This is a genomic window from Bradyrhizobium sp. WSM2793 (assembly GCF_000379585.1).
GTDB lineage: Bacteria > Pseudomonadota > Alphaproteobacteria > Rhizobiales > Xanthobacteraceae > Bradyrhizobium.
In genome coordinates, this window is record NZ_KB902784.1 from 29,798 (window position 1) to 54,994 (window position 25,197).

Here is a 25,197-nt window from a genome sequence, read left to right on the forward strand (position 1 = left end):
TCGGAGCCGCCTTGATCTGTCGCAAAGCGTTCCCGGCTAATAGTCGCCCGGGTTCATGATCATCGGGGTTTTCGTATCAGCCGGCGCGAGCGCGCTGCTGGCGCTGTCACGCAGGAAGCGGTCGAGCGTTTCCTGGATCTTCTCCTTGACCGCGTTGGGACCGCGATCGCTCATTTCCGTGTGCTGCGCGCCGGTGTGAACGATGTCGATACCGCGCGCCTTGGCTTCTTCCGGCGTCGGCAGCACGCCTGGATCGGTCACGAAATGCGGGTCCTTCGACCGGAACGACAGGATCTTCATGCCATCGCTGAGCACGAAAGGCACCCGCAGATTGTCGAGCGTGATCACCTTCGACACCAGCTCCGGATGCTGATGGGCCACATACATGGAGACATCGCCGCCGTTGGAATGGCCGACGAGGGTGACGTGGTCGTAATCGACGTTCTCCTGCTGCTTTTTCAGCTTGTCCAGCACGAAAAGAATGTTGGCTTCGCAGCGGATATAGACCTCGCGCCGGCCGACATATTGCTCACCGACATGGGTCATCAACGGCGGATCGCTCGGCAGATCCTGCTGGATGCTGGCAACCAGATAGCCGCGCGCGGCGAGCACGTTGGCGAGGAAGGAATATTCGGTGGCCTTGACGGTGTTGCCGTTGCTGATGATGGCGAGCGGGAGTTTCCAGAGGCCGAGATTGGCCTTGGTCTCGTAATCGCGCCGCACCGCCAACTCGACCGAGATCGGCCGCTGCCGCGCGGCGTCGTACAGGGTCAAAGTCTCATGGCGGATCGCGAACCGGCTGACGACAAAATATTCCCCAACGCCGAGGACACAGAGAAACGCCAGGATTGCAAACACCCTCGTCATGATCTCGTCTCAAATCACGTTTGGCTGAACATGGTCATTGGGAACTCCCGGATCGAGCGACCGTGAGCAGGTTACGGGATTAAATTTAGGCAAGTCTGTGAGCAAGGCCGCAAAAAGGGCTGCACGCCGGCTTACCGCGCGAAAGACCGGGCGGCTAGAGACAGCCAGACTTGCCGCGTTCGGGGCAGAGCCGGAACGCGCTCGATAGGGTCAACAGGAAGCGCGGGCTGCGGCGCTCGTTGTCCGGCGCCCGGTAGCTCAGGGGCACGGCCACGCCGAGATCGGCCTGGAGATCGTCCGGCAGGAAGAAGCGCACACCGGCGCCGGCCGAGGTGAGCGACAGGCCGTCGCTCAGGCGGTAACCGTCGTTCCAGACTGCGCCAGCGTCGCCAAAGGCATAGAGCTGATAGCCGGTCCAGTAGCGGAAGTTGAGCTTCTGGTCGAAGCGCAGTTCGAGCGAGCCGGCAAGACCGTTGTCGCCGCTGATCTCGGCTGCGCCATAGCCCCTGCCGAAGGCCGCACCGCCGAGATAGAATTGCTGCGAGGTGAACAGCGGCCGCGATGCCGTCTGGCTCGCTGCCGAGAGCTTGAGCGACCAGGCATCATTGAGCGTCTGGTAGCGCGTGAACCAGAGGTTCAGCACCGAAAAGTTCGAGGATGCGCCGTCGCGCGACAACAGGTCGTCGTCGAAATGCGAGGCGCCGAAGATGTCGAGGCCCTGGCGGTAGGTCAGCGTCGCAAGATTGGTGCCGCCGAAGCGATCCTGCAGCCGGTAGTCGGCGGTCAGGCTCGCGGTCCTGATATGGTCATTGTACCAGGGGCCGTAGAGGTCGTGCTCGGACACGTTGCTGAACGTCGTCGCCGCGGTCAGCGTGAGCGTGGAGGATTGCGACTGGAGCGGGACGATGCTGGCCCGCACCTCGAACGCCTCGGTCGTGGTGATGTCGCTGTCGAGGCGGCGGGCATCGCCCGGCCGAGCCGCGCTGTACAGGACGGAAGCGCCGAGGCGCACGCCGTCGACGCCGACGGGCGCGTCATAGGACAGCCGCGCAAAGCCGAGCTGGCGTGGGTCGTTGGCAATGGTCGACAGGTTGACCGCCAGCGTGTCGCCGGGCGTGAGGTAGGAGTTGAACGCGCCGGTCGCGTAGGTCTGCCACGGGCCGACCGAGGATGATCCGAGATTGTCCAGGCCGAACGAGGAGAAGACGTGCCAGGTCTTCAAATAGACTGTGAGACGGAAGTGGCCGGTCGCGCCACCGATCTCCTCCAGCGCAGTATCGGTGATCCGGACGCCCGGCCTGCCGTTGATGAGGAAGAGCTGACGTTCGAGGGTGGGGAGGCGCGACGGCTGCTCGGCCAGAACCGGTCCGAGCATCGGCCTTACGCCGAATTGCTCGGCGCCGTCGCCTTTCAGCTCCGCCTGCACGATGGCGCCTTCGATCACCTGGATCCGGACGCGGCCGCCGGCAATGTCCTGCGGCGGGACGATGGCCCGGCTCAGATGGAAGCCGTCGGCGCGGTAAAGATCGCTGATCGCGCCGGCGATCGCGGCGAGATCCGCCTGCGAAACCTTTTTGCCGAGATAAGGCTGATAGACCGCGGCGATGCGATCTTGGGAGACGGCCTGGGCGCCGCTGACATTGACGCCGCGCAGCACGAATTGCGGCTTCGTATCCCCGCCGGTGTTCGGCTGTCCGACGCTCGGAAGCTGGACCGGAGGCCGGCTCAGCGATTCCCGCTCGCTTTGGTTATCGAAATATTTCTCGGGCTGGCGCGGATCGAAACCGGGCTGGTTCGCCTGTTGTGCGAACCCCTGGGAAATTCCCGCAAAGATCGGTACCAGCACTGCCAATGCGGTAATGAGATGCCGCTGCTCGACGCACGTCGCAAATCTGCCTCCGTAGTTTGACGGAGACTTTGCGATGGGGCGGTAAGGGTTCGTTATCCGCATGATTTTTCATAGTTTTTTATGGTCAATGATTGGTTAATGCTGCCACTGCACTGGCCGCTTCCCGCTAAGCCTCTCTTGAGTGATTTCGGATTACCCCTCAGGGCCCGCGCGTAATGCGGACTGAGGATCGTCATGCTTGGCAGAATTGGAATGCGGTGTGCCTTCGTGGCGGCGCTGACCCTTGGAACGGCTTCCGGTGCGTTCGCCGCGGAGGATGGCGTCTGGTCGGTCAGCAAGGCCACCGGTGAGGTGTGGATCGCGACCGAGGGCGCGCAACCGGTGTCGCTGAACCGGGAAGAGACGCTCAAGCCTGGCAATACCATCCGCACCGGACGCAACGGCCGGGTGCTGCTCGTCCGCGGCGAGGAAACCATTCTGATCTCTCCCAACTCCGTGGTCGGCTTGCCGTCGGAGAAGAAGGAAGGGCTCACGACCACCATCATCCAGCGGGCGGGATCGATCCTGCTCGAGGTCGAGAAGCGCAACGTCAAGCATTTCGAGGTCGAGACGCCCTATCTCGCCGCCGTGGTCAAGGGAACGCAGTTCAGCGTCACCGTGGGAGCTGATAGCACCAAGGTCGGCGTGCTTCGCGGCCAGGTCGAAGTCTCCGACTTCAAGACGGGACAGATTGCCCAGGTCATGCCGGGACAAGCGGCCACCGTGTTTGAGCACGGCAAGCCCGGTCTCAGCTTGAGCGGCGCGGGGACGTTCAATCCTATCGAGCATGGCAAGCCGCGCGCCTCGACGATCGAGCGTGTCCCCGTCCCGAAATCGGGCCTGTCGGCGCCGCGCAATGCCGAGAGCGGCCATGCGATCCATGCGCTCGGTCCGATCGACAAGGGGACCAAGGCGGCTGGCGCGCCGAAGGCATCGCATCAGGCGGCTGAAGCTCATGTTTCCAAGGCCGGCGTCGTGCGCATCTCGAGCTCGCTCGGCGAGGTCAAACTCAATGTCCACAAGGTCACGAACGGGCTCGCCCACGGCGCAGTGGCACCCGGACAGGTGCGCAACGCCAACGCCAGCACGGGTGCCGAGACGGTCTGGAGCGACAGCAAGACCAGCACGGCAGCGTCCAACAGCGCCGTCCAGACTGCGGCGACGACAAGCGGTGCCGCAACGGCTGGCAGCAGCTCGTCGAACCCAGGCGCCGCGATAGCGGCAGCTGCCGCCAACAACGGAAACGCCGGCAGCAACGGCAATTCCGGCAATGGCAACAACGGCAATGGCGCCGGCAACGGCAACAGCGGCGCCACCGGCAATGGCTGGGGCAACGACGGTAACGGCAATGGGAATGGCGCCGGCAACGGCAGCAATGGCCGTGGCCACAACAGACATTAAAGCGATTTCCTAGGGGATGAGGGGCGTACCTGCAGAAGCGGGTGCGCAGGAGGGTGGATTGAAACGCTATCGGCCGCATATTCTCGTCGTGATCGCGCTTGCGATCGTGCTGTCCACGGGATGGCATGGTGCGCTTCGCAACGCGCTCACCGATCTGCGGTTCAGCTGGCAATCGCGTGCGGCCAGCGGCAATGTCGTCGTGGTGGCCATCGACGCACCGTCCATCGATCAGATCGGGGTGTGGCCGTGGCCGCGCCGGCTCCACGCCGAGCTGTTGCGCAGGCTCGAGGCGGCGCGCGCGGGGGACATCGCGTTCGACGTCGATTTCAGCACACCCTCGGATCCGGCTTCCGACGAGGCCTTCGTCCACGCCCTTCGCGAGGCCGGCGGCTCGACGATCCTGCCATCCTTCAAGCAGCCGACGCCGAATGGTGGCGCGGCCCACGTCAATCGTCCCCTGAAGCCGTTCAGCAACCAGTCGTGGCCGGCCGTCGTCAACGTCGCTGTCGAATCCGACGGACTCGTTCGCCGCTATCCGTTCGGCGAGAAGCTCGGCGATGCCTTGATGCCGTCGATGGCCGTGGTGCTGGCCGGGCAGGACGCCAACCGGCGGCCGCCCTTCTTGATCGACTTCAGCATTCGTGCGGCCTCCATTCCGAGCATCTCCTATGCCGACGTGCTGCGCGGCGATACTGCGGCTCTCGACAAGGTGAGAGGCAAGAAGATCATCGTCGGCGCCACCGCGCTCGAGCTCGGCGACCGGTTCAGCGTTCCCAACAGCAAGCTCGTCTCGGGGCCGGTCCTGCAGGCGCTTGCGGCAGAATCGATCCTCCAGAGCCGGATGCTGCACTGGACATCCGATATCGGCATGATCCTGGGCCTGGGTCTGATCTGCCTGCTGATGATGTATTCGTGGCGCCGCTTCGCACCAGGAATTCGCGTCGCAGTCCTGATCGCCTCCGGGGCTGCTATCGAGCTGGTCGCGGCCCTCGTGCAGGCAAGATGGCCCTTCGTCATCGACACATCGCTATTTCACATCGCGATCGTCGCCTATCTGGCTGCGATTGCGTTGGACGAAATCGATTTCCGTAGTCTCTTGGGGCGCATCGCCGAGAGCCGCTTTCATCGCATCGCGATGTCGCTCGGTGACGGTCTCGTCTGCACCGACGAGGATCACCGGATCACGGTCTGGAATCCCGGCGCCAGCGCGATCTTCGGCTACGCGCCGGCGGAGATGATCGGCCGTCCATTCGAAACGCTGTGCGCCGTGCCGGCGGACGGTCATGCAAGGCCGTCCATGCATGACGCCGCGCGCCAGGCGCTGCTGGTTCCGGGCGGAGCGGTCGTCGTCGAGTTCGAGGGCCGGCGCAAGAATGGTGAAACCTTCGCTGTCGAGGCGAGCTTCTCGGGCTGGCAGGGAACGGAGGGTTTTCAGTACGGCGCGATCCTGCGCGACATCTCGGTCCGCAAGCGCGAAGCCGAACGCGTCAAATATCTCGCCGAACATGACGCACTGACCGGCCTTGCCAATCGCAACACGCTGCATGCCGGCCTGGCCGGCATGGTCGCGGATGCGGAGCGACGGCCTCGCGAAGTCGCGTTGCTCGTCATCGGGCTCGACGGCTTCCAGGGCATCAACGACACGCTGGGGCATTCGGCGGGAGATCTGGTGCTGCAGGCGGTCGCCATTCGCCTGGAGGGCCGGGCCGGAGATGGGGCGATCGTCGCCCGGCTCGGCGGAGATGAATTCGCCATTGCGCGCGAAGCCGCGGATGGCGGTGAGCCGGTCGCGAAGTTCGCCGAGCGGATCGCGCGTGCATTCGAAACGCCGCTCGCGACGGGTACGCGCCAGCATCGTGTCAGGATCAGCATCGGCGTCGCGGTCTATGGCGAAGGCGGACAGGGTGCCGACGAACTTCTCAGCAATGCTCATCTGGCGTTGAGCAAGGCCAAGATGACGCGGCGCGGCAGCCATGTGATCTTTGAGGCTGCGATCAGGCAGGAGCTGGAGAACCGGCTGACGCTGGAGAGCGCGTTGGCGCTTGCTGCGGATCGCGGCGAGTTTGAGCTGTTCTACCAGCCCCAGGTCCGTCTGATCGACGGCAGCCTTGTCGGGGCCGAAGCGCTCATCCGTTGGCGGCATCCCGTGCGCGGCTACGTCTCGCCCGGAGAGTTCATGCCGGTGGTCAACACTTCCGCACTGTCAGAGCGGATCGCGAACTGGGTGATGGAGACCGCCTGCCGTCAGGCGCGCGCCTGGGAGCTGTCCGGCAACGGCGTGCGCGTCGCGATCAACCTGTCGCCCTCGCAGCTTCACTCCGGCGATCTCGCGCATTCGGTCGCGGCGTTGCTCGAAGCGACGGGGCTTACCCCGTCACTGCTCGAAATCGAGGTGACCGAAGACATCCTGATCCATGACGAACGCCGCGTGCTCGACATGTTCAAGCGAATTCAGGAGCTCGGGGTGCGCGTCCTGTTCGACGATTTCGGTACCGGTTATGCGAGTCTCAGCTATCTGAAGAAGTTTCCGCTCGACGGACTCAAGATCGACCGCTCGTTCGTGCTCGATCTGCTCGCCGATTCCGACGATGCCGCGATCGTCGGCTCGACCATCGGCCTCAGCAAACAGCTCGGCCTCACGGTCGTGGCTGAAGGCATCGAGAACCGCGCGACGGCCGACTTCCTGGTCAGCATGGGATGCGCGGAAGGGCAGGGCTATTTCTTCGGCCGCCCGATGCCGGCCGAGGCGTTTGAAAAGCAATTCCTGGCGGCCGAGCTCGACGCGGTCAGCGCTGCCTGAGCAGGGCGGCTTCGTTCTATCGCCGCCGCGCGACCGCGACCCCGAAGAGGAAAGCGACGAACAGGCTCGCAAGCGGCGCCTCGCGCGTGATCGCTGCGACCGTCGCGAGCGCCCCGCCGGGCTTTCGTGCTTGCTCGATTGCAGAGGTGAGACGATCGACCGCTGCGTGCAGGCCTCCGGCGACTTCACCCACCGTGCGGGAGACGTCCGCCGCGGTATCGATGGCACGTTCGGCCATGCCGGGTTGCGAGGTGGATTGCGGTATCTCCGTGCTCAAGTGCGCGACCTCCAGACCTGACGATGGGCCGGCACCTTTGGCTATCCGCGCGAGCGCTCGTTCTGAACAGCGGGTCTTGATGACCTTTGGCTATCCGCGACAGGCGCCGTGGTTTACGGCGGGTGCCGGCCTTGGATGGGCAATTCAGCGCGCGGGATTTTGTTCCGGACGACAGGACGACCACGGCGGATCTTCCCCGGGAAACGACGGGTGCGAATCTCTGTTAGGCTGGCGGTGGCTTGCTGATGTCAGGAGACAGCCGTGACCGATCGGACCATGACGGATCGAGGCCGGCACATCGCCTTGCTCGGCGCTCCCATCGACATGGGGGCTTCGCAGCGCGGCACCTTGATGGGCCCCGCAGCGCTGCGCACCGCGGGCCTTGCGACAGTGCTCGAAAGTCTGGATTTCGAGGTCGTCGACTACGGCGATCTTTCCGTGGCCGAAGTCGGGGATCTCACCGACAGGCCGCCGGAAAGCGCCAATCACTACCGCGAGATCCAGCGCTGGACGCGCGTTCTGAGCCGCAAAGGCTATGAGATTGCGAAGACCGGCGCGCTGCCGATCTTTCTCGGCGGCGATCACACGCTGTCCATGGGATCGGTCAATGCCATGGCGCGTCATTGGCAGGAGCGGGGACGCGAGTTGTTCGTGCTCTGGCTCGATGCCCATGCCGACTACAACACGCCGCAAACGACGATCACTGCGAACATGCACGGCATGTCGGCCGCGTTCCTGTGTGGTGAGCCCGGCCTTGACGGCCTGCTCGGCGACGATCTGCGCGCTTCGATCACTCCTGACAGGCTCGATTTGTTCGGTGCGCGCTCGATCGACAAGCTCGAGAACGAATTGATGCGCGCGCGCCGGATCAGGGTCGTCGACATGCGTCAGATCGACGAGTTCGGCGTCGCCGTCTTGATCCGGCGCGTCATCGAGCGGGTCAAGGCGAACAACGGCGTGCTGCATGTCAGCTTCGATGTCGATTTCCTCGATCCGTGCGTGGCGCCGGGCGTCGGCACCACTGTGCCGGGTGGAGCGACCTATCGCGAGGCACACCTGATCATGGAGCTGTTGCACGATTCCGGCGTGGTGGGATCGGTCGACATCGTCGAGCTCAATCCGTTCCTGGATGAACGTGGCCGGACGGCGCGCACGGCCGTCGAGCTGATCGGCAGCCTGTTCGGCCAGCAGATCACCGACCGGCCGACGCCGAGCAACGCGATCGCTCCAGGCGAGTGATCGAGCTTCTTGCCGCGGACCTCGCGCCTTCAAAATTGGGCCGGAACATTCCCTCGATTGCCAAGTTTTCCCGGTGCCCTTCCCCAAGGGCGACCCCGTATGGCCTCAACTCGAACGCCCCCGATATCCCCGCGAGCTGAGGCCTTTTTCTGCTCCGGCAGATTGGATATCGATGGTGCATGCAGTTCTCTCTCCTTCGGGGCGCATCGGTATGTTTTGTCAGAGAGATCGGCTGGTGACCCGGCCGGAACTTTGCTGACATAACACCGTTCCCGATGCGCGGGCGCGAACGTAGGCGGACACCATGAAATGGATGCTTGTGGTCCTCGTGGGTGGCGTCGCCCCCGTCAATACCGATCTCGTATTCGACAAGTTCAGTGACTGCCTGTCCGCCGAGGCGCAAATGCGACAGCACTACGCCGATGCGTTCGATGCCTGGGACCGTGTGGCCGCAGCAAGAATCGACCGGCGTAGCGACTACAGGAAAGCCCGCGATCTCGAGGCGAAAAGACTGCTGAGCAACGTAGGCACCTGTGTGCCACACGGCGGAGGAGATTCTGTTGCGCCGGCGGAGCAGCCCAAGCCGCCCGCCGCACCTTCGCAGCAACCCGCTGCGCCGCCGCCGCCGGCGGTGCGACCTTAGCGAACGCGGCGCGAGCCCGATTGCGTTCGGCCAAATTCGGTCCTGCGAGGTCGCATCGGGAAAAAGTGGCAAAATCTTGGAACCTTGTCACCAATTCGCGGGTTTTCGCAGCGCCGCATCCTGCGGTGAGGAGATACCCATGAAGAAGCTGATGTTGACGTGCGCGGCTGCTGCGCTGATCTCGACCGGCGCGCTGGCGCAGTCGACGGTCGTCACCACCACCGGCACCGGCCATGCGGCCGCTGTGCAGATCGAGCCGGAATACCGGACGAAGATCCGTACCTATGTCACCGAACACAAGGTACGTCCGGTGCAGACCCGAGAGAAAATCGTGGTCGGCCAGCCGGTGCCGCGCGAGGTCGAGCTCGAGGCCGTGCCCGCCGATTGGGGGCCCTCGCTCACCAGGTACCGTTACGTCTACTCGGGCGAACGCGTGATGCTGGTCGATCCGTCGACGCGCACGGTCGTCCAAGAGATCGACTAAGTCCCCGGTGGCGGGTCGCTGAGCCGGCGGCCCGCCCCCTTCCTGTCCGGCCCCCCCCGAATACCTCACCCTTGTTTGCGAGCGGCCGTCATGCCGATCATTCGATACTTCGTCTTCGTCGGCGGGCTCCTGGTGACCTTGCTGTTCGCTGCCGACCGGTACTTGCCGGCTCCCGGCGAGCCTGCAGCGACGGCAGATCCTGACAGAACCATCATCCGAATCACGTCGGCAAGAAGACTACCGGAGAAGATCGTATTCGATACGCGTCTGCGCGCCGATGTGCCTGAGATCGCGCAGGCCGATCCGATTCCTGAAGAACCGCGGCAGCACATGCGTGAAGCCATGGCCGCCATGCCTGCAGCACCGTCCGGCCAGATCAAGAAAGAACCGGCCCTCCGCGTCTCCGCAGAGGCCCGTACGCATCCGAAGCGCTCGGCCAAATCATCGAAAAGGGCACCCGAGCGACGGCTTGCCTTCGAGCGGCACGACCCGTTTTCCGGCGGATGGTGGTGAGCGGAAAAGATCGCAAGTGTTATAAAGGAAAAGGCCGCGCTCGTTCGGAGCGCGGTCTTTTTTTGCAGATGGACGAGCGCGAAAGCGATGCCGAAGAACTCGCCAGCTTCGGGATAGCCTACCTGCACCGGCTTCCCAAGGACGAATGTTGACGGACATGAAGATGCTCGTTGCCCGCGTTGCCCGCGGAAGCACAAGGCCGAGTTGGACGCTGCTGGCGATTTCCTTTCTCGTCTCGGCAGTCATCGTGATCGCCTTGCGCATCATATTCGGGAGCTAGATCGGATCGCCGGGCTTGCGGCTCCGCTCCCTGAGTGCCCAACCGGGAACAAGTGGAATATCCAGGCGTTGGCGGCCAGGCATCCATCTGGATGCTGACTCACTGGAGGAGACGATGATGAAAACCACTTTCGCCGCAGCTCTGATCAGCAGCGCTCTGATCGGCGGCGCTGCGTTCGCGCAATCCACTCCGCCGGCTGATCGAGCGGCTCCGGCTGCTACCGCACAGCCGGCCGATAAGATGATGCTCAAGGACAATTGGCGCGCCTCGAAGCTCATGGGCCTGAACGTCTATAACGAAGCCAACGAGAAGCTCGGCGACATCAACGAACTGCTCGTCGACAAGAGCGGCAAGATCAACGCAGTGGTGATCGGCATCGGCGGCTTCCTGGGAATGGGCGAGCACGATATCGCCGTTTCGATGGACAAACTGAAGTTCGTGGAAGAGCCGGTCCGGACCAGCTCGACCAGCACTTCGACCACCCCGCGCGAGACGACGACCGGCGCGGCTTCGACCAGCGCCACGACCCGCAACACCAATGATTGGGTCCCCGATCACGCCGTCATGAGCGGAAACAAGGAGCAGCTGAAGGCACTCCCGCAGTTCAAATATTCGGACTACAACTGACAGGACGAAACGTTATCGAGATCGAGGGCCTCCATTTGGAGGCCCTTTTCATGCCAACCCACATCGGAGCCGCTTGCAGCCGCGCTTCACACTCAGCCGCGTGAAGCTATTCACTCGGTTCGGCAATGCGGTGCCGGGCCGGGTCGATTTCCCGACCGCAGGATCGTGGCCTCTGCAGGGTGGAACCGCCCGTCCCCAAGGAGGCGGGGGAACCGGGAGGGGCGCCATTGAATTAACCCTGCATGAGGACAACAGCGGATCTTTCGATGACAAATACTCGTTTCGCGAGCTCCATCTCTGCCGCCCTCCGCCATCCCGGTGTGATCGCGCTGATCGTGGCTGGCGTGACGATTGCGGCAATGCTGATTGTCGATCACGGCCCCTGGAGCCGCGCCAAGACCCAGCCGGCCCATATTGCGATGTATGCGACCACGGGAGAAGCGGCGCGGGCGGCTGGTGCTGCGGTACTCCCGACCAAACCGAAATCGCCGATCGAGCCGTCGCGGCCGGGGCCCAAGACCTCGCCGACCGTCAACCCCGTGACGCCGTAACTTCGCTCACGATGAGTGGAGCCGCCTCGCAGATCTCGGTGGCGTTGTCGCCGCTCTAGCCTCGACCGATCACCGACGAGCCGAGCAGAGCGAGCACGGCCAGCGCCATCAGCGCGGTGCCGAGCCAGCCCAGCGCGATCAGCCATGACCGGGCCCTGAAGCGGCCCATGATCGCGCGGCTCGAGACGATCAGCATCATCATCGCCATGATTGGCACGGCGACGATGCCGTTGAGCACCGCGCTCCACACCAGCATGTGGATGGAGTCGATGCCGGTGAAGCCGAGGCCGAAGCCGATGAGCGTTGCCGCGGCGATGATGGTGTAGAAGCCGACCGCCTCATCGGGCTTGGCCTCCAGCGTGGCGCGCCAGCCGAAGATCTCTGCGACGCCGTAAGCGGCCGAGCCCGCCAGCACAGGGATGGCGAGCAGGCCGGTGCCGATGATGCCGAGCGCGAACAGCGCGAAGGTGAAGTCGCCGGCGAGCGGCCGCAGCGCTTCGGCCGCCTCCGTCGCCGAACCGATGCTGGTAACGCCGTTGGCGTGCAGGACCGATGCGGTGGTGAGGATGATGAAGAAGGCGATGCCGTTGGACAGCAGCATGCCGGAGATGGTGTCGGCCCTGATGCGCGCGAGCTCCGGGCCGGCGCCACGCTTGACGTCGCGAAGCGGCTTGTCGCGCTTGCCCTGGTTCATCTCCTCGACCTCCTGCGAGGCCTGCCAGAAGAACAGATAGGGGCTGATGGTGGTGCCGAGCACGGCGACGACCATCAGAAAATAGTCGGCGCTGACATTGGCCTTCGGCCACACCGCGGCGAGCAGCGCCGTGCTCCACGGGATCTCGACGGTGAAGGCGGTGGCGACATAAGCGAACAGCGCCAAGGTGAGGAATTTCAGCACCGGGGAATAGCGGCGATAAGGCAGGAAGACCTGGAGCAGGGTCGAGCCCGCCGCGAAGATCAGCGCGTGCTCGTGGTTGAGGCCGCCGATGACCAGCGAAAGCGCCTCGGCCATCGCGGCGATGTCGGCGGCGATGTTGAACGTGTTGGCGGCGACGAGCATGGCGACCAGCGCCAGCACCGCCCAGCGCGGCGCGATCTGCATGACGTTGGCGGCGAGCCCCTTGCCGGTGACGCGGCCGATCTGCGCGCTGACGAGCTGGATGGCGATCATGAACGGCGTGGTCAGAAACACCGTCCACAGCAGCCCGTAGCCGAATTGCGCGCCGGCTTGCGAATAAGTGGCGATGCCTGAAGGATCGTCGTCGGCAGCTCCGGTGATGAGGCCCGGACCCAGCCTTTGCAGCAGCGACGGCGCGGATTTCGTCGGCGTGAGAGCGCTGTCGCTCATGAACGGGACCTCGTCGGGCGGGTGCTTTTATGCAAATGCTAATCGGGAAACGAAAGTTCCTCGCCGCGCCGGCGTCCTATCGATTTCTGATAATGCTAAGTCGACTTGACTGTCGGGCAAAACAGGTGTAGATTGCCATCATCGCAAAAATTCCCGCAGCCCAGATTCTCGCAAGTAGTCCGCGAGGCTACTGGTGTCGGCGGCGGGACTTTGAACGTTGGGGATGAAGGACGACGGACGCGCTACTTGACGCTGACGAACATGCCCCAGGCGGCGGCCAGCGCCGCGCCGGAAAAGACGATCAGCGGGTTATCGCAGAACGCGCCGCCATAGCTGCACATGGTGACGCCGAACGAGCCGATCTCGTGATGGCTCGCGGAGTAGAACAGTCCCGACAGCACCAGCAATGCAGCGGCGACGTAGTACATGGCAATCTCTCCGACGCTTTCCCGATTGCATTCGCGCAAGCACATGTCCCAGCATGGCGCGAAGAGATTGCATCCTGCCGAATTCGGTAGGTTGCATTTGAGTCAAATGTCGGAAAACGCACGGATCGCCTTGTTCCGGAGCAGGAACAGGCATTCGTTAGTGCGGTGCACCTTGCTGAATGTAAGTGCGCGCCCCCGCCGGAATTGCCAAAATTTCCCGGTCCAGCGCTGGGCCAAATCATGAAATACCGAAAACGTGGGGACCGACAATGCATCCCTTTGTCTGCGCACACGATGTCGCACTTCTTCATGAACGAGTTGAAGTGCTCATTCTACAACTCGCTGAGCTGGAAGAATTGCGCATGCGAGTGCTTATAGCCGAGCGGGTGATGAAGAGAACTGGGGCGGGCCCACACGGTGAAGCGCCTGAACAACCGCCGACTGAAGCGGTTGAATGGCAGGAAATGTCTCGCGATTGCTACTGCCCGACTTGATGCGTAGCATCGATATGAGGATCGGCTCTCGACAGGAAAAAAGGCCCCGCACCGCGGGGCCTTTGTCGTCCCGGGTCTGGGCTGCTCTATCGCCGCGTGCCCACGCCGTAGAGCTCGCGCTCGCGGCCGATGTCCTCGGGAGACAGGGGCGGGCTTGCGGCATCGAAGTCGGTCCAGCCGGCTTTCTGCCAGGCCGCGCTGCGGTCCTGAAGGTTCACGGACTTATCGTGGAGAAGCGCATCGAGGCGTGAGCGGTCCTGGTCGGGCACCCTTGCGGACACCAGCGTGCCGCCGCGGCGAATGCCCTCGGCATAGCGCGAGGCATCTTCCCTGGAGACGCCGGCCTGCGTCAGGGCGCCGACGATGCCGCCCGTGGCCGCGCCGGCAGCCGCGCCGACAGCGGTCGAGGCGAGCCAGCCTGCCGCGACGACCGGCCCGAGGCCGGGGATTGCCAGCAGGCCGAGCCCGGCGAGCAGGCCGGCTGCGCCGCCGAGGCCGGCGCCGATGCCGGCTCCGGTCCCGGCGCCTTCAGCGCGATCGTCGACGCCGTCGCGATCGCGGTCGACCTTGCCGGACCGCGAACCGTACCAATTGTCCGAATTGTTGGCGACGATGCTGATATCGGAATGCGGCACGCCGGCGCCTTCGAGCCGGGTCACGGCACGTTCGGCATCGGAGTAATTGTCGTAAAGACGTGAGATGGTGACTGTCATTGTTCGGTCTCCTCGTGATTGCTTGTTACTTGGTGGGGTTCACGTTGCCCTGGAAGTCGACGCTGACGTCGCTCTTGCTGCCGGCCTTGTCGGCCTTGCCGCGCCAGACGCCTTCGTTGTCCTTGTGCAGGCCGGAGACGTTGGAATAACCGGCATCCTCGATCCGCGATTTGGCCTGCCCCTCGGTGAAGCTGTTGCGGCCGGCGACCGGCTTGTTCGAGTTGTTCTGGTCCGAGCTGTTGACGGCGTTGTTGCCCGGCCCACTCTGGGCAGGCTGCGATTGCGCGCTAGCGGGCACCGCTCCGAGCAGCAGCATGGTCGTGGCAAGTAGAGTAAGACGTCGCATTTTTTTGTCCTCCAGCAGGTGAAAGTGCCGGCGACAACAAGTGAGATTCGAATTGGTTGCTTCCGTTTGCAGATGCCGAGTGCCGCAGCCTGTCTCGCGCGAAATGTGCGTGTGCATCGAACCAGATTAGGAACGTCTGCCAGTTTGTCCCGTTTATGCGCGCCGTGCGGATGCTGTTGGCAGATTTATTTCAGCCGCCGCATCAATTGATACGGCACGAAGGCGTGAGGGGCGGATGATGGCCGGAGCGCGCGTTGAGTTGGCGCGCTGGCGGCCCCGGCATTTTCGCTCCCCACGTCCAGCCCCGGAGGTGCCTGGGGTCGCTCCCATGCGGCTTAACTGGTTTTTCGCCTTCGGAACTTCAACTGCGCCGGCCCATTGTCGCCGGGAAATCGAGACGGCTCCCATCATGCAATCTGGCTACCCGCTGCTGAAGAAATGGACGGCGCAAGACCACGAGCGATTGAAGGCATTGGCCGACGCAGGCCGGCGGCCGAACGAGATTGCAAGCGAGCTCAATCGAAGCGAAGCGGCGGTGAGAGTGCGTGCCTGGCAGCACGGCATCGCCTTGCGGCTTGTCATTCAGAGGCGCAAGCCCGTGAAAACGGCTGGTTCGAAGGCCCGCATGTGATTGAACGGCGGCCGCCTCACTTCGACGATTGTGCGTCGGCTTGCGTCCTGGCGGGCTCCCAAAGTGCGGGAAGGATGACGCGGATCGGACGAGCCTCAGTGGAGCCTTGACCAGCAGGCCGGGCTTGATCCCTGGCAGGTTCGGCCAGAGCCACGGACAAGAGTGCAATCAGCATCGCCAGCGAGGTCGTGACAAGTCTCATATCCAGCATCGAGGCCTCCAGTTTTCGCACCAACGCTGGCGGCGGCTGTCGGTTCAGGCTCGATCGGGAACAAGTGGTAATTTTGTATGTTTGAAGAAGACAGGTCCGGATGACCGGACTGCTGGAGGAGGACACGATGAACATCAAGACCATCATTGCCGCTGCCGTGTTGACGTCATTTGCGGCTCCCGCATTCGCGCAGTCGTTCTACGTGGTGCAGGACGTCAAGACCAAGAAGTGCACGATCGCCGAATCGAAGCCGACGAGCACGGAAACGACCGTCGTCAGCGGTGACACCGTGTACAAGACCAGGACTGAAGCCGAGGCCGGCATGAAGACCGTCAAGGTCTGCACGTCGAACTGAGAAGGACAGATGCCTGTACTTTTGCTTTGGGCCGTCCCGGCCGTGATCGTGATCGGTGGCGGCGTTTATCTGATTGGCCACATGCACTGAGAATGGATGCCGAGGGTGCCTGGCGCGCCCACGGCCCCTTGCGAGTGAGGTTGCGCAAGCGTCAAGCAAAAGCCCGCGTGGAGCGATCCGCGCGGGCTTATTGTATATGACGCCTCGTCCGCTTGCCGCGCAGACGACCTCGCGGTGGTGACCATGTTCAATTCTGTACACAAGCAGGCGGCACTCCGACCCCCCCGTCCGACGAAACACGGCTGAAACATTGCTGAAACCAGATCGTCCTGAACTCCGCGCCCGCTCGTCCCGACCAACGGAGCGAAGAGGAGAGACAATCATGATCCAGATCGGTTCGAAGGAAGAAGTCGCGTTCCTGCTGGCGCTGTTCGGCACCCACACCCAGCCGGTGCAGCGGCCGAAGCCGAAATCGCAGCAAAGGTGAGAGGCTGAACCCATGCCAGGTTTGGCCGAATGCCAGAGCCTGCTCAGGCTCCTGATCGCCAGGGGCGATCCCAAGGCCATCCCGCTCGCCAAAGGTGCCATCGATCAGTATCTGAACACGGCGCCGCTCAGCGCCCGCGGGCGCGGCCTGCGCGTGCTCCAGCGCGACGCACTGGACCAGCACGATGTCGCGGTCGGCGTGCAGCGCTCGTTCGCCGAGACGGTGGATGCCTATATCGAGCACAAGCTTGCGGAGGAATAGGGGGCCGCGCAGCCAGGCAAAGTCCCCGTCCTGCCGGATCGACCTCGGCGGCGTTCCCGGAACCCGTTGATCCCTAGCGAATTTTTCGTCGCATTTGGAAACCTTTGCCCGTCCCGGGCCTATTAGGGCAAAGGATGCAACGATGCCGCGTTATTACTTCGACCTTCGCGACCACCAGGGAATTGCGCTCGATGAGGAAGGGCTGGAATTGGCCAGCCCGCGCGCCGTTCGGGCCGAGGCCGCCAAGTCGCTTGCCGACATGGCACGCGATGCCGTTCTTTCCGCGCCGCCCACGGGCGGCAGGCAGACGATGGCGATCGACGTTCGCGACGCCAGCGGTCCCGTCATGCAGCTGACATTCTGGTTCGAGATCGAGACTCCGACCTCGCGATCGCCGTCACGCGATCATTGACGCGTCAACGCGTCCGGCGGCGACGGCTCGGGATCCAGCACGGCGATCTTCCGGCCGAGCTGCCACACCTCGACCTTGCCGTGACGGGTGTACTGTCGTGCGAAGCTGAGAGCGGAGGAATCCGACGGAGCCTCGAACGCTTCGGCGGAGCGGAAGACCCCGTTCTCGCCGACGAGATAAGCGCGATATTGCTGCATCATGTCGGTGCCCTCAGGCCGGGGGAGCGCAGCCAGGCCTCGATCTGCATGGCCGTTTCGTCCTGCCGCGCCCGGCGCAGCAGCATCTCCCGGCGGCGCCCCGGCGCGAGCGCGCGCGCTTCCTCGCGACAGCGCGTGGCTTCGTCGGCGAGTCTTTCGCTGAGAGTCCTGGTCTGTTTGAAACGACGCCGCGTCAGCATGGCGCATCTCCCTGTTCGAGGAGGCGGGAGCGCAAACTGGCGTTCTCATCACCGATAAATGCCACGAGCCTTGCGGTGATGAATTAACGCTACGCCGCCGGCGGCGCCGAGTCTGTATCATTTGGTATGTCCGCAAATTAAATTTTCGGGTGCAAGTTCAGTCCTTTGAGCCACTTACTCATCTTGAGTGCGACACGAGAGCTAAGTTCACTTTTGAACCAAAGCGACCTCTGGTCGTTTGCAAGACATCACCGGCCAAGGATTTGTCCGTAGGCGTCGGTGGCTGAGAGACCCAGCGTGCTCCCGCCTGCAAAGCGAAGGAGCATACCGATGCGGGTTTATCGGCCGTTGCCTGCCGATCATGAGCAGGCAGAATACATGCGACAGCTTTTGCGCGAGGCCCGCGAGCTGCTGAACCAGTCGCCGCCCGATACGTTTCTGGGACGCAAGACAACAGAGGCGCCACCGAAAAAGCAGGAGCCGGACGCGGATACCGGCTGACGCGTGGGTGCTTGTCGAATCCGACCACTGATGCCCGCTCTGAATTTACTTCCGCTTCCGGCGGCACAATGGACATCGCCGGACTTGCTGTCGGTCTGGTCCCGTCGCGAATGACCCAACTGAGACATTGGCGCTGAGCTTCTGTGCCCCGTTTTGCGTTCAGGACCACGGCGGCTCTTCGCTCGCCCCGGCTGCCTCGTGGCGGATCGTGACCTCCGCCGAACGCAACCCGGTCAGCAATACAGTTCTGACAGAGGCAGCATCAAATCCAATATCCTTGGCATTTGGTGGATGTGCCTCGCTGTTCTTCAATCGGAGCGCAAGGTGCAATTGCTCGCAAAGGTGCTGAACGACGAGATTGACCTGATCGTCAGTCATGATCGGCTTCTCCTGCGGCCATTCTGCTACAAAACCAGGTAGCGCACTTGATCGGACGGTATGCGGTTGGACTGCCCATGGGATCACCCTGTGCGATGACCATGTGCGGATGAATGAGACGCATTCCGTTCGCTACAACGCACGAGTCCGAAATTCGACGACATCAGAAAGAGGGCGGCGCTCCCACGCAACTGGCGGCGCTTGCGGCTACTTTATGCCCGAGGACCCATTGGGCTCCATATGCACCAAAACCTCGCCGGTCGTGATTTCGGGAACTCCAAGATCGAGGTCAGGCAGACTTGCCTGAACAAACGCGAGTATCTTGGCATTCGCTGCATTGGCGCTTTCGCAGTCGTCAAATATCATCACAGCGATACCAACACCGTCGCCCGCATCCAGCACATAGTAAGATCTGAATCCGTGCGATTGCCTTAGGATCTCGCCGACGCCGCTCCTGGCGCGGCGAGCAGCGTCCGCGACCGAACGAACCTTGGCGTACTTGCGAATGACCATGTACATGGGGCCACCACGCGCTACACGCCCCCACGCATCAAAGCACATCGGCCCTGGTTGGACTAGGGCCTCCTCCGGATGGGTCACACCGACCGTTGGGCCCGCGCAACGCGCCTTTCCAATCAGCCATCCTCGCCCCGCAAGTGGGGGCCGAGGTGCCGAGGCTCAGGAGCCCTCGAACTTGAACGACACGTTGAGCTTGGCGCGATAGGCCTCAACTTTTCCGTTCTCATCCAGTTGCATGTCGAGCTTGATGACCTCTGCAACGCGAAGATCCCGGAGAGATTTCGCTGCTTGCTCGACCGCATTGGCGGCCGCCTTCTCCCACGAGTCGCTGCTGGTACCGACCAGTTCTATGACCTTGTAGACGCTATCAGCCATGTCGTCCTCCTGTTCGGTATGACCCAGGAAATCTAGCATCAGGATCTCGACGCTGATACCGTTTCGGACGGAGCCGAGAAGGGACAAACTGCTGGCGGAAGGGCGGCTCTTGGCTCCGAATGAACTGCCGGACCGACGCCATCGTGTCCGCTCATGGCGGATCGACGGAAATGCGTCCGATTGGCTGTCTCTTTTCAGTCTGCCGGACCGGAAGGCAGCACGATCCTGTTGGCGCGCAAGCTCACGCCCAGACAAAACGGCTATGGCTCGTGCCGAGCGCGAGAAAGATGGCCCCAAGGAAGCTCTGGAAGGAAGCTCTGGCTCGCACGCGAACCATCTCGGTCACATGCCTCGCCGAAAAAGGGGTAAAGTGCCCAGGGCTCACATCCGAGGAGCAACAACATGACCCTACGCCCCGAACTGGTTCCTGCCAGGATCGACTGGCATGTCTTCGCGGTTATGAGCAACACGATCCCGCCTCGGGATCCTGACGACGAAGAAGATGACGACGAAGAAGAGGATGAGGACGAAGAGCAAGACGAGGAGGAGAACCAAACCGACGAATCGCCGGTCGTGCGCGAGCCGGACGAAGACTAAGCGGGATGCTTGGAGATAGCCTTGAGCTTCGGTGAGTGCGATCCCCAGCCTGCGCGCGGCGCGCTGGTGCGTCCGGCGGCTTTCAAGGTCGGTCTGATTCCGAGAGCCACCGATAGACGCTGAATGGACCAGGTTTCCGGTGCAGCACTATCGGCGTTCACGGGTAGAGGAGGTGAGCATGACCCTCATATGGCTTGGTGTGCTGCTTGTTTTCGGCGGCATACTCCAGATGGCGTTTCAGCCCATCTGGCGAGGCCGATTCAGCGGTGGAAGGTGGCTTCGCTCGGGGCGTGACACGCTGGAGCCTGAAAGGCCGGGTGGCGGCTTCGGCATCAAATCGAACTGGCCTGGACTTGTGATGGTCGCACTTGGCGGCACTTTCTTGCTGGCCGGAGCTGCCATCTGAGTTGAAATGTCTCGGGCGTCGCCCGCTATCTGGCCGCGCCAATCTGCTGGAGCCGAGTCTCGTCGTGGCGTCCGCGCGCCGGCTCAGGCGCGAAGAGCAAGATGCAGGAATTGGTTGAAGGCGCTCGCCTGGTAATCGGCGAACGCCTCGCCGTTGACGAAGCCGCGCTTGTGGTACAGCGCCAGCGCCGGCTCGAACGCCGGGCCGCTTCCGGTCTCCAGGCTCAGCCGGGTCAGCCCGCGCGCCTTCGCCTCGCGCACGATGTGGTCCAGCAGCAGCGCCGCGACGCCGCGGCGCAGATGATCGGGGTGGGTCCGCATCGACTTCACCTCGGCGCCGCCATCGCCCAGCTCCTTCAGCGCGCCGATGCCGACGACGTCGTCGCCCTCACGCACCGACCACACGGTGACCCCGGGCACCTGCAGCCCCGACAGGTCGAGCGCGAACACACGGCCCGGCGGCGAGCTCGCATGCATGCCGGCGAGATGAAGCGCGAGCAGGCGGCGGGTCGGTTCGGAGGTGAGATCGTCGGGGTGGATTGAGAACATGGGGGGACCGTTTGGGAGCTGTGCCGACACTCGGATTGCGGCCGCGCAATATGACGCAAACAAAGGCTGGTTGACAATGTTCCCGTTTTGTTCTAGGTAGTCGAAATACTTCAACTGTTGGGCGAGCGGCGCAGCGGATCGCGTCTCGTCCCCAAATTTCCGCGGGTCGTCGATGAGTAGCTCCCTTCTCGCTTTGGTCTTATTGGATAATCCGGTGACGCCGGACATGTCAGCGGTTGCAGAGGTCCTTCACGCCCGACATCCGGAGTTGGCAACGGAGACGATGGACGACGGGCGTGCACCGCAGGCTCGAGCAAACTCGCCGCTCATTCGTTGCGGCAACGAGCTTGTCGCCGTGATGTCGATGCCGGCACCCATCCCGGACGATCAGGGACTGTGGGCACGCGCTGCGACGACGTGGCCGGAGAGCAAGGCGATGGCCGCCCGGCATCGAGGTCATATGATCGTATCGATGCTCGGTAAGAGCGAACAGCCGCTGGTCGCCGCGCGCATCACGACCGCAGTCATCGGTGCGTTGATTGCGACGATGCCTGAGTGCTGCGGCGTGGTCTGGGCGGGCCGGGTCGCGCGGCCTGCCGATCTCTGGCGCGAGATGTCCCGCGATTCGTTCGCACCGTATCCTGATTACCCCTTTAGGCTATGGGTCGACATTCTTCCGTTCCGGACAGGCGCGAAGATCGCCGCGGTCACGATGGGACTGTCCGCCTTCGTCGGTCGTGAGATCGAGTTCGTGACCGGCAAGCTCACGCTTTCGGCGTTGTTCGACAAGGTGGTTGGGCTTGCCGTGTATCTGATCGAGCATGGCAGCGTGGTGAAGGACGGTGACACGATCGGGGCAAGCGCGAGCGAGCGTATCCAGGTTCGTCACAAGAACTCCGATGCGTTTGGCGGACTGCCGGTGTTTTACTGTGTGGATGATTCTGTTTAGATGGGCGGCATCGGAACACTGCCATGGAATACGAAACAACCTTCGTAAATGAGTGAAGATTGATGGTCGATTCCCTACCAAAGAGGCGCCGGGCCAAGGCAAAGAATCGAAAGTTTTATGTCGTCGGCCTCGGCGGGTTTCACACGGCGCCGGGATGGGAGATGGACAATCTCGCAACTCTCACAGGCGGACGCCTGGTCCTCATTCCGCCGCGGGAGCGGGGCTTCGTGTCTTTCCCTGAAACGCCGCGACTTGTCATCGACAAGTCTCTCGGTCGCGCTCCCGCGGACTGGGAGCTCTTTCATGACTACCGGCTCGTTTCCGACCGGATGAAGAGCCTTCTCGAAACATTGGATCTGGAGGGAGTTCGTTTTGTCAGATGCGAGACCCAATACCGGGATGGCCGTGCGGCGCCAGCTTATTGGCTTTGTGATATTGTCAGGGTTCTCGATGCTGTCGACGAAGCAAAATCGGTTCTTGAGATCGAGTATCGCACGCCCGATCGTAAGGTTTACAATCTGAGTAGAAGAAGCAGTCTTGTCTTCAAAGAGGATAGCGTCGGGGCGGCTCATATTTTCAGGCTCGCCTTTTATCCCATGGTCGTCTGCGACCAAGTCCTGAAGGATGCGTGCAAGGAAGCGGGGATCAGGGGCATTGGATTCACCGATGCGACGAAGTATTGACCTGATGTGCCGCGGCTGCCGATATTGAAATCCTACTTGGAGAAGATCGCCGACCAAAAAGGCGAGAGACTCGGGTTCGTCTGCGGCTCATCGTCCGATTGGTGCAGGATAATTTGCGGTGTCTGTTGTCGTGGCCTGTTCGTTGACACGTCGGGCAAAACACCGGCAGAGTAGTATGGTCTAGAGAAGTCGGCTCGCGGTATTTCGCGAGCCTTTTTTATTGGCTCGTTTCCGTAGCAGCTAGGCATTCTTAGCCCACGTCGTTGCAGAGGCCTACTTCAGGCAATTGCATTGAGCGGACCGTCGTCATTCACGGCGTCGCCATTGGCCGCTAGCTGCCGCTTCGCCCGTCAGAACACACAGGCACGTGGGCAAACCTCACGATTCAATTTTCTCCTCGCATGCGGGCACCGAAGTTTTCGGCGCGCCGCTGATGATTGCATTGGCGCAATGCCAGAGGTAGCATGTTACAAACCCATCACATCTTGCTCCAGGAGCTTGCCGGCCACTTCACACTCAAGGTCTTGGGTGATCGTTTCAGGCTCGATGGCATCAAGAATTTGATGAGCCTGCCATCAAATCAAAAAGCAACTCAAGGGCTGGGATCAAGCCCTCATACGGGCGGCCATCTCGGCAGTTACAGGAAAGTATTTTGCAAGTTTCTTGGTGAACTCCAGGAGCACCCATCCTTTGTTGCCGCTCAGGAAGGCGACACTGCTGCTCTTGATCAGCTGGACGCCGAGATGAGCGGCTTTCTCGCGGCGGCCAAGCACGCGCTTGCAAGGGGGCATCTACTTGCCAATACACCTTCGGGAAGGACACAGGAGGAAGCGAACAAGAATAATGAAGACTGGTACGCAAACCGGAGGACATATGCCAAAGACAATCAGGACAGCATTCAGCAGATGCAGGACACTGTCGACCAACTCCATGCGGCTGGCCAATGGGACGGCGCCCTGCGTGCGCCCATCCTCTTGCCGGACGGCGGCCTCAGTCTCGCCGACAAGATCGAGCTCTTGAAGAGATATGGCTCCAGTTCAGGGATTTCGCAGCATTTCTCCCCGGTTGGGCCTGTCCCGGATCTGCCTGGCTTTGCCGCCCCCGCGGCCGACGTACGACTGCCCGGCTTTATCCCGCCTTCAACAGAAGGTCTGAATCGACCGGAAGGATTTACGCCAGGTAATCCGCTTCCCACGTTGGGAGTACCAGGATTTCCGGTGATCAATCCTCAAGGTTTTGAACAACTACCTCCCACCACGGCGGTCCCTCAGGATCCCTTCATCTTTAAATACGATCTGGCTAGCGGAACGCCGCATCCCTTCTACGAGAACCCATTGGCCGGCGGCACATCCGTGGCGCACAATGCGCTTCCTTGGTTGGCTGGAGCGGCGGCTGTCGGCATAGCGGCTCCCTCCATTCCCGCTTGGCTGCTTGCCATAGGGGGCGCCTTGGCGCTAACGCGCGCTGCCACTGCGGGGGAAAGCAGTTCCGGCACGAGGACAGGCGCCGCCGCTCCCAGCGGAGGAGTGTTCTCGACAGGAGCGCCGCCGCTCAACATCATCGGCAATGGACTCAACGTCGACAGCGCGGCCAGTGGCCGCGGCTCTTCGGCTTCATCGACATTTGGGCGGCAGGTGGGCGGAGCTTCCTCGATCGATCCAGAGACTCGCGCTACCACTTTTGCAGATCGCTTTGGCAGCTGGGCCGGCACGCCAGGCGGCACTGTACCTGCCAAGCCGGCAAACGTGGATAGATTACCAGACGCTCCTGCAGGCGGATCGGTCGCGCCCGAAAACGTTCGGCGCCTCGCCCGCGTCAATGAGTCCAACGCGGGCAGCGTGTTCACGTCCGGCAGTGCGCCGGTCCCGTATCTGCTGCCTTCCACGGAATTCAACGAGCGGTTCGGCAACTGGACCGTGGCGACCACTGGCAGCGCGCAACCGCAACCCAGCAAGCCGATCGGTCTCTTCGCCGACGAGCCGAGCTACGTCATTCCACCCCCGATCTTCGGAGTGGACGGTCCAGGCAATCCGCATAGTGACGCTGAGGAGTGGTTTTCGCGGTGGATACGGCCGTTGCTTCGACCAGAGTAGAGGTTGAGGTTGCGGAGCGGTGAGTATGCCGTCGGATCGTTCGTTTGACACGTCGGGCAAAAACACCCGCAGAATAGCATCATCGGAAGAGTTCGGATCGAGCCCGCGGGGTCCCGCGGGCTTTCTTTTCGCTGAGACGTTCCGTGCTGTAGGCCGTGTATTCATAAAAGAATGTCTGTTTATGAGGGCCGAGCGGAAATCTTCTAGTCGGCCAGAGTATTACTGCTTCTGACCCGTTGCGGACCTCCTCTACTAAACACCTTAGGATTGGGCTAGATTTCCGCACTCAACCTTTTGGCGCAGATCAAGATGAAATCGGTCAAGCGAAATCTGGCTTTCGTTGTGATGATGAGCACGATCACTACAAGTCAACCGCTTTCTGCGGCGACTGACCCGAACACGCCGATCGCGTATTTTTCTGAGGGACCGCCAAACACGCTCCAAGAAGCCCTAACCGATTTGCCTCGTGACGCGAGGGAGGTTGTGGTCGCGAAG

Annotated in this window: 32 protein-coding genes; 19 read left to right on the top strand and 13 right to left on the bottom strand. The window is 62.5% G+C overall.

Annotation, left to right across the window (positions count from 1 at the left end; translation table 11 throughout):
• Positions 1–36: 36 nt before the first annotated feature.
• Both A3AS_RS0119095 and A3AS_RS0119100 read right to left on the bottom strand, forming a co-directional pair.
• The gene (locus A3AS_RS0119095) at positions 37–867 is read right to left on the bottom strand and encodes an alpha/beta hydrolase (RefSeq protein WP_018319173.1); all 831 of its coding nucleotides are present in this window, start codon (positions 865–867) and stop codon (positions 37–39) included.
• Positions 868–1,021: 154 nt separating this feature from the next.
• Positions 1,022–2,818: a ShlB/FhaC/HecB family hemolysin secretion/activation protein gene (locus A3AS_RS0119100; RefSeq protein ID WP_018319174.1), complete on the bottom strand. Its 1,797-nt coding sequence runs from the start codon at positions 2,816–2,818 to the stop codon at positions 1,022–1,024.
• Between the two features lie 132 nt (positions 2,819–2,950).
• Here A3AS_RS0119100 and A3AS_RS0119105 point away from each other — a divergent pair, with 132 nt between their 5' ends.
• Together A3AS_RS0119105 and A3AS_RS0119110 are read left to right on the top strand one after the other, a co-directional pair.
• On the top strand, positions 2,951–4,156 hold the full coding sequence (locus A3AS_RS0119105) for a FecR domain-containing protein (protein WP_018319175.1): 1,206 nt from the start codon (positions 2,951–2,953) through the stop codon (positions 4,154–4,156).
• A 58-nt stretch (positions 4,157–4,214) separates the two neighbouring features.
• The gene (locus A3AS_RS0119110) at positions 4,215–6,956 is read left to right on the top strand and encodes an EAL domain-containing protein (RefSeq protein WP_026202138.1); all 2,742 of its coding nucleotides are present in this window, start codon (positions 4,215–4,217) and stop codon (positions 6,954–6,956) included.
• A gap of 16 nt (positions 6,957–6,972) precedes the next feature.
• Here the strand turns inward: A3AS_RS0119110 and A3AS_RS0119115 are convergent, their stop codons facing one another.
• Positions 6,973–7,233: a hypothetical protein gene (locus A3AS_RS0119115; RefSeq protein ID WP_018319177.1), complete on the bottom strand. Its 261-nt coding sequence runs from the start codon at positions 7,231–7,233 to the stop codon at positions 6,973–6,975.
• Between the two features lie 261 nt (positions 7,234–7,494).
• On the opposite strand from A3AS_RS0119115, the gene rocF reads away from it, so the two are divergent.
• The 7 genes from rocF (at position 7,495) to A3AS_RS0119150 (ending at position 11,570) form a co-directional block, all read left to right on the top strand.
• Entirely contained in the window at positions 7,495–8,472 is a 978-nt protein-coding gene (gene rocF / locus A3AS_RS0119120; protein ID WP_018319178.1) for an arginase, read from the top strand.
• A 304-nt stretch (positions 8,473–8,776) separates the two neighbouring features.
• A complete protein-coding gene (locus A3AS_RS0119125) occupies positions 8,777–9,115 on the top strand; it encodes a hypothetical protein (protein WP_018319179.1) in 339 nt (112 codons plus the stop codon).
• Between the two features lie 139 nt (positions 9,116–9,254).
• Entirely contained in the window at positions 9,255–9,599 is a 345-nt protein-coding gene (locus A3AS_RS0119130) for a DUF1236 domain-containing protein (protein ID WP_018319180.1), read from the top strand.
• A gap of 90 nt (positions 9,600–9,689) precedes the next feature.
• On the top strand, positions 9,690–10,112 hold the full coding sequence (locus A3AS_RS43570; protein WP_049814920.1) for a hypothetical protein: 423 nt from the start codon (positions 9,690–9,692) through the stop codon (positions 10,110–10,112).
• Complete coding sequence (locus A3AS_RS47340; protein ID WP_157644301.1) at positions 10,109–10,264, top strand: hypothetical protein; 156 nt, start codon at positions 10,109–10,111, stop codon at positions 10,262–10,264. Before A3AS_RS43570 ends, A3AS_RS47340 begins: the two co-directional genes overlap by 4 nt.
• A 242-nt stretch (positions 10,265–10,506) precedes the next feature.
• Entirely contained in the window at positions 10,507–11,019 is a 513-nt protein-coding gene (locus tag A3AS_RS0119145; protein ID WP_018319183.1) for a PRC-barrel domain-containing protein, read from the top strand.
• Between the two features lie 266 nt (positions 11,020–11,285).
• Positions 11,286–11,570 carry a hypothetical protein gene (locus tag A3AS_RS0119150; protein WP_018319184.1) on the top strand — a complete coding sequence of 95 codons (285 nt, stop codon included), beginning with the start codon at positions 11,286–11,288 and terminating at the stop codon, positions 11,568–11,570.
• Between the two features lie 55 nt (positions 11,571–11,625).
• Here the strand turns inward: A3AS_RS0119150 and A3AS_RS0119155 are convergent, their stop codons facing one another.
• The 4 genes from A3AS_RS0119155 to A3AS_RS0119170 all read right to left on the bottom strand — a co-directional run bounded on the left by A3AS_RS0119155 (position 11,626) and on the right by A3AS_RS0119170 (position 14,899).
• Entirely contained in the window at positions 11,626–12,918 is a 1,293-nt protein-coding gene (locus A3AS_RS0119155) for an NRAMP family divalent metal transporter (protein ID WP_018319185.1), read from the bottom strand.
• A 242-nt stretch (positions 12,919–13,160) separates the two neighbouring features.
• Complete coding sequence (locus tag A3AS_RS0119160; protein WP_020508701.1) at positions 13,161–13,346, bottom strand: hypothetical protein; 186 nt, start codon at positions 13,344–13,346, stop codon at positions 13,161–13,163.
• A 580-nt stretch (positions 13,347–13,926) separates the two neighbouring features.
• Positions 13,927–14,553, bottom strand: coding sequence for a hypothetical protein (locus A3AS_RS0119165; RefSeq protein WP_018319187.1), 627 nt, complete (start codon positions 14,551–14,553; stop codon positions 13,927–13,929).
• 25 nt (positions 14,554–14,578) lie between these two features.
• Positions 14,579–14,899 (bottom strand): hypothetical protein, encoded by a 321-nt coding sequence (locus A3AS_RS0119170; RefSeq protein WP_018319188.1) that lies wholly within the window; start codon positions 14,897–14,899, stop codon positions 14,579–14,581.
• A 328-nt stretch (positions 14,900–15,227) separates the two neighbouring features.
• Between A3AS_RS0119170 and A3AS_RS43575 the strand changes: the two genes are divergently transcribed.
• The 4 genes from A3AS_RS43575 to A3AS_RS0119200 all read left to right on the top strand — a co-directional run bounded on the left by A3AS_RS43575 (position 15,228) and on the right by A3AS_RS0119200 (position 17,256).
• Positions 15,228–15,530, top strand: coding sequence for a hypothetical protein (locus tag A3AS_RS43575; protein WP_245283221.1), 303 nt, complete (start codon positions 15,228–15,230; stop codon positions 15,528–15,530).
• 338 nt (positions 15,531–15,868) lie between these two features.
• Entirely contained in the window at positions 15,869–16,096 is a 228-nt protein-coding gene (locus A3AS_RS0119185) for a hypothetical protein (protein ID WP_026202139.1), read from the top strand.
• A gap of 499 nt (positions 16,097–16,595) precedes the next feature.
• Positions 16,596–16,844, top strand: a complete 249-nt coding sequence (locus A3AS_RS0119195) for a hypothetical protein (protein WP_018319193.1) — start codon at positions 16,596–16,598, stop codon at positions 16,842–16,844.
• Positions 16,845–16,986: 142 nt separating this feature from the next.
• A complete protein-coding gene (locus tag A3AS_RS0119200; protein WP_018319194.1) occupies positions 16,987–17,256 on the top strand; it encodes a hypothetical protein in 270 nt (89 codons plus the stop codon).
• Here A3AS_RS0119200 and A3AS_RS0119205 read toward each other — a convergent pair.
• Both A3AS_RS0119205 and A3AS_RS0119210 read right to left on the bottom strand, forming a co-directional pair.
• Positions 17,250–17,456 carry a hypothetical protein gene (locus A3AS_RS0119205; RefSeq protein WP_018319195.1) on the bottom strand — a complete coding sequence of 69 codons (207 nt, stop codon included), beginning with the start codon at positions 17,454–17,456 and terminating at the stop codon, positions 17,250–17,252. The genes A3AS_RS0119200 and A3AS_RS0119205 overlap by 7 nt on opposite strands.
• A complete protein-coding gene (locus tag A3AS_RS0119210) occupies positions 17,453–17,653 on the bottom strand; it encodes a hypothetical protein (protein ID WP_018319196.1) in 201 nt (66 codons plus the stop codon). The genes A3AS_RS0119205 and A3AS_RS0119210 overlap by 4 nt, the downstream gene beginning before the upstream one ends.
• A 330-nt stretch (positions 17,654–17,983) precedes the next feature.
• Here A3AS_RS0119210 and A3AS_RS48375 point away from each other — a divergent pair, with 330 nt between their 5' ends.
• A complete protein-coding gene (locus A3AS_RS48375) occupies positions 17,984–18,154 on the top strand; it encodes a hypothetical protein (protein WP_018319197.1) in 171 nt (56 codons plus the stop codon).
• A gap of 159 nt (positions 18,155–18,313) precedes the next feature.
• Here the strand turns inward: A3AS_RS48375 and A3AS_RS47345 are convergent, their stop codons facing one another.
• The 3 genes from A3AS_RS47345 to A3AS_RS0119230 form a co-directional block, all read right to left on the bottom strand.
• On the bottom strand, positions 18,314–18,532 hold the full coding sequence (locus A3AS_RS47345; protein ID WP_157644302.1) for a hypothetical protein: 219 nt from the start codon (positions 18,530–18,532) through the stop codon (positions 18,314–18,316).
• A 207-nt stretch (positions 18,533–18,739) separates the two neighbouring features.
• Positions 18,740–19,051 (bottom strand): hypothetical protein, encoded by a 312-nt coding sequence (locus A3AS_RS0119225; RefSeq protein WP_018319199.1) that lies wholly within the window; start codon positions 19,049–19,051, stop codon positions 18,740–18,742.
• A 159-nt stretch (positions 19,052–19,210) separates the two neighbouring features.
• Complete coding sequence (locus A3AS_RS0119230; RefSeq protein WP_026202140.1) at positions 19,211–19,426, bottom strand: dodecin family protein; 216 nt, start codon at positions 19,424–19,426, stop codon at positions 19,211–19,213.
• Between the two features lie 402 nt (positions 19,427–19,828).
• Here A3AS_RS0119230 and A3AS_RS47350 point away from each other — a divergent pair, with 402 nt between their 5' ends.
• Together A3AS_RS47350 and A3AS_RS0119240 are read left to right on the top strand one after the other, a co-directional pair.
• Complete coding sequence (locus A3AS_RS47350) at positions 19,829–20,023, top strand: hypothetical protein (protein WP_049814922.1); 195 nt, start codon at positions 19,829–19,831, stop codon at positions 20,021–20,023.
• Between the two features lie 178 nt (positions 20,024–20,201).
• Complete coding sequence (locus A3AS_RS0119240) at positions 20,202–20,429, top strand: hypothetical protein (RefSeq protein WP_026202141.1); 228 nt, start codon at positions 20,202–20,204, stop codon at positions 20,427–20,429.
• An 83-nt stretch (positions 20,430–20,512) separates the two neighbouring features.
• Here A3AS_RS0119240 and A3AS_RS0119245 read toward each other — a convergent pair whose 3' ends face one another.
• Complete coding sequence (locus tag A3AS_RS0119245; protein WP_018319203.1) at positions 20,513–20,977, bottom strand: GNAT family N-acetyltransferase; 465 nt, start codon at positions 20,975–20,977, stop codon at positions 20,513–20,515.
• 172 nt (positions 20,978–21,149) lie between these two features.
• On the opposite strand from A3AS_RS0119245, the gene A3AS_RS0119250 reads away from it, so the two are divergent.
• The 3 genes from A3AS_RS0119250 to A3AS_RS0119260 all read left to right on the top strand — a co-directional run bounded on the left by A3AS_RS0119250 (position 21,150) and on the right by A3AS_RS0119260 (position 24,702).
• Positions 21,150–21,926: a DUF4261 domain-containing protein gene (locus A3AS_RS0119250; RefSeq protein WP_018319204.1), complete on the top strand. Its 777-nt coding sequence runs from the start codon at positions 21,150–21,152 to the stop codon at positions 21,924–21,926.
• A 62-nt stretch (positions 21,927–21,988) separates the two neighbouring features.
• Positions 21,989–22,609 carry an imm11 family protein gene (locus A3AS_RS0119255; protein ID WP_018319205.1) on the top strand — a complete coding sequence of 207 codons (621 nt, stop codon included), beginning with the start codon at positions 21,989–21,991 and terminating at the stop codon, positions 22,607–22,609.
• Positions 22,610–23,073: 464 nt separating this feature from the next.
• Entirely contained in the window at positions 23,074–24,702 is a 1,629-nt protein-coding gene (locus A3AS_RS0119260; RefSeq protein WP_026202142.1) for a hypothetical protein, read from the top strand.
• The last annotated feature ends 495 nt before the right edge of the window (positions 24,703–25,197 follow it).

Bases quoted from the DNA above. Each gene is read 5' to 3' on its own strand.
- A3AS_RS0119200 (WP_018319194.1), top strand. From the start codon at position 16,987: ATGCCGCGTTATTACTTCGACCTTCGCGACCACCAGGGAATTGCGCTC.
- A3AS_RS0119240 (WP_026202141.1), top strand. From the start codon at position 20,202: ATGACCCTCATATGGCTTGGTGTGCTGCTTGTTTTCGGCGGCATACTC.
- A3AS_RS0119255 (WP_018319205.1), top strand. From the start codon at position 21,989: ATGGTCGATTCCCTACCAAAGAGGCGCCGGGCCAAGGCAAAGAATCGA.
- A3AS_RS0119165 (WP_018319187.1), bottom strand. From the start codon at position 14,553: ATGACAGTCACCATCTCACGTCTTTACGACAATTACTCCGATGCCGAA.
- A3AS_RS0119145 (WP_018319183.1), top strand. From the start codon at position 10,507: ATGATGAAAACCACTTTCGCCGCAGCTCTGATCAGCAGCGCTCTGATC.
- A3AS_RS47350 (WP_049814922.1), top strand. From the start codon at position 19,829: ATGACCCTACGCCCCGAACTGGTTCCTGCCAGGATCGACTGGCATGTC.
- A3AS_RS48375 (WP_018319197.1), top strand. From the start codon at position 17,984: ATGCGGGTTTATCGGCCGTTGCCTGCCGATCATGAGCAGGCAGAATAC.
- A3AS_RS0119205 (WP_018319195.1), bottom strand. From the start codon at position 17,456: ATGATGCAGCAATATCGCGCTTATCTCGTCGGCGAGAACGGGGTCTTC.
- A3AS_RS0119160 (WP_020508701.1), bottom strand. From the start codon at position 13,346: ATGTACTACGTCGCCGCTGCATTGCTGGTGCTGTCGGGACTGTTCTAC.
- A3AS_RS0119130 (WP_018319180.1), top strand. From the start codon at position 9,255: ATGAAGAAGCTGATGTTGACGTGCGCGGCTGCTGCGCTGATCTCGACC.
- A3AS_RS0119210 (WP_018319196.1), bottom strand. From the start codon at position 17,653: ATGCTGACGCGGCGTCGTTTCAAACAGACCAGGACTCTCAGCGAAAGA.
- A3AS_RS0119105 (WP_018319175.1), top strand. From the start codon at position 2,951: ATGCTTGGCAGAATTGGAATGCGGTGTGCCTTCGTGGCGGCGCTGACC.
- A3AS_RS0119155 (WP_018319185.1), bottom strand. From the start codon at position 12,918: ATGAGCGACAGCGCTCTCACGCCGACGAAATCCGCGCCGTCGCTGCTG.
- A3AS_RS43570 (WP_049814920.1), top strand. From the start codon at position 9,690: ATGCCGATCATTCGATACTTCGTCTTCGTCGGCGGGCTCCTGGTGACC.
- A3AS_RS0119125 (WP_018319179.1), top strand. From the start codon at position 8,777: ATGAAATGGATGCTTGTGGTCCTCGTGGGTGGCGTCGCCCCCGTCAAT.
- A3AS_RS0119225 (WP_018319199.1), bottom strand. From the start codon at position 19,051: ATGTACATGGTCATTCGCAAGTACGCCAAGGTTCGTTCGGTCGCGGAC.
- A3AS_RS0119250 (WP_018319204.1), top strand. From the start codon at position 21,150: ATGAGTAGCTCCCTTCTCGCTTTGGTCTTATTGGATAATCCGGTGACG.
- A3AS_RS0119195 (WP_018319193.1), top strand. From the start codon at position 16,596: ATGCCAGGTTTGGCCGAATGCCAGAGCCTGCTCAGGCTCCTGATCGCC.
- A3AS_RS0119230 (WP_026202140.1), bottom strand. From the start codon at position 19,426: ATGGCTGATAGCGTCTACAAGGTCATAGAACTGGTCGGTACCAGCAGC.
- A3AS_RS0119185 (WP_026202139.1), top strand. From the start codon at position 15,869: ATGAACATCAAGACCATCATTGCCGCTGCCGTGTTGACGTCATTTGCG.
- A3AS_RS0119170 (WP_018319188.1), bottom strand. From the start codon at position 14,899: ATGCGACGTCTTACTCTACTTGCCACGACCATGCTGCTGCTCGGAGCG.
- A3AS_RS47345 (WP_157644302.1), bottom strand. From the start codon at position 18,532: ATGACTGACGATCAGGTCAATCTCGTCGTTCAGCACCTTTGCGAGCAA.
- A3AS_RS0119150 (WP_018319184.1), top strand. From the start codon at position 11,286: ATGACAAATACTCGTTTCGCGAGCTCCATCTCTGCCGCCCTCCGCCAT.
- A3AS_RS0119095 (WP_018319173.1), bottom strand. From the start codon at position 867: ATGACGAGGGTGTTTGCAATCCTGGCGTTTCTCTGTGTCCTCGGCGTT.
- A3AS_RS0119100 (WP_018319174.1), bottom strand. From the start codon at position 2,818: ATGCGGATAACGAACCCTTACCGCCCCATCGCAAAGTCTCCGTCAAAC.
- A3AS_RS43575 (WP_245283221.1), top strand. From the start codon at position 15,228: ATGCGGCTTAACTGGTTTTTCGCCTTCGGAACTTCAACTGCGCCGGCC.
- A3AS_RS0119260 (WP_026202142.1), top strand. From the start codon at position 23,074: ATGTTACAAACCCATCACATCTTGCTCCAGGAGCTTGCCGGCCACTTC.
- A3AS_RS0119245 (WP_018319203.1), bottom strand. From the start codon at position 20,977: ATGTTCTCAATCCACCCCGACGATCTCACCTCCGAACCGACCCGCCGC.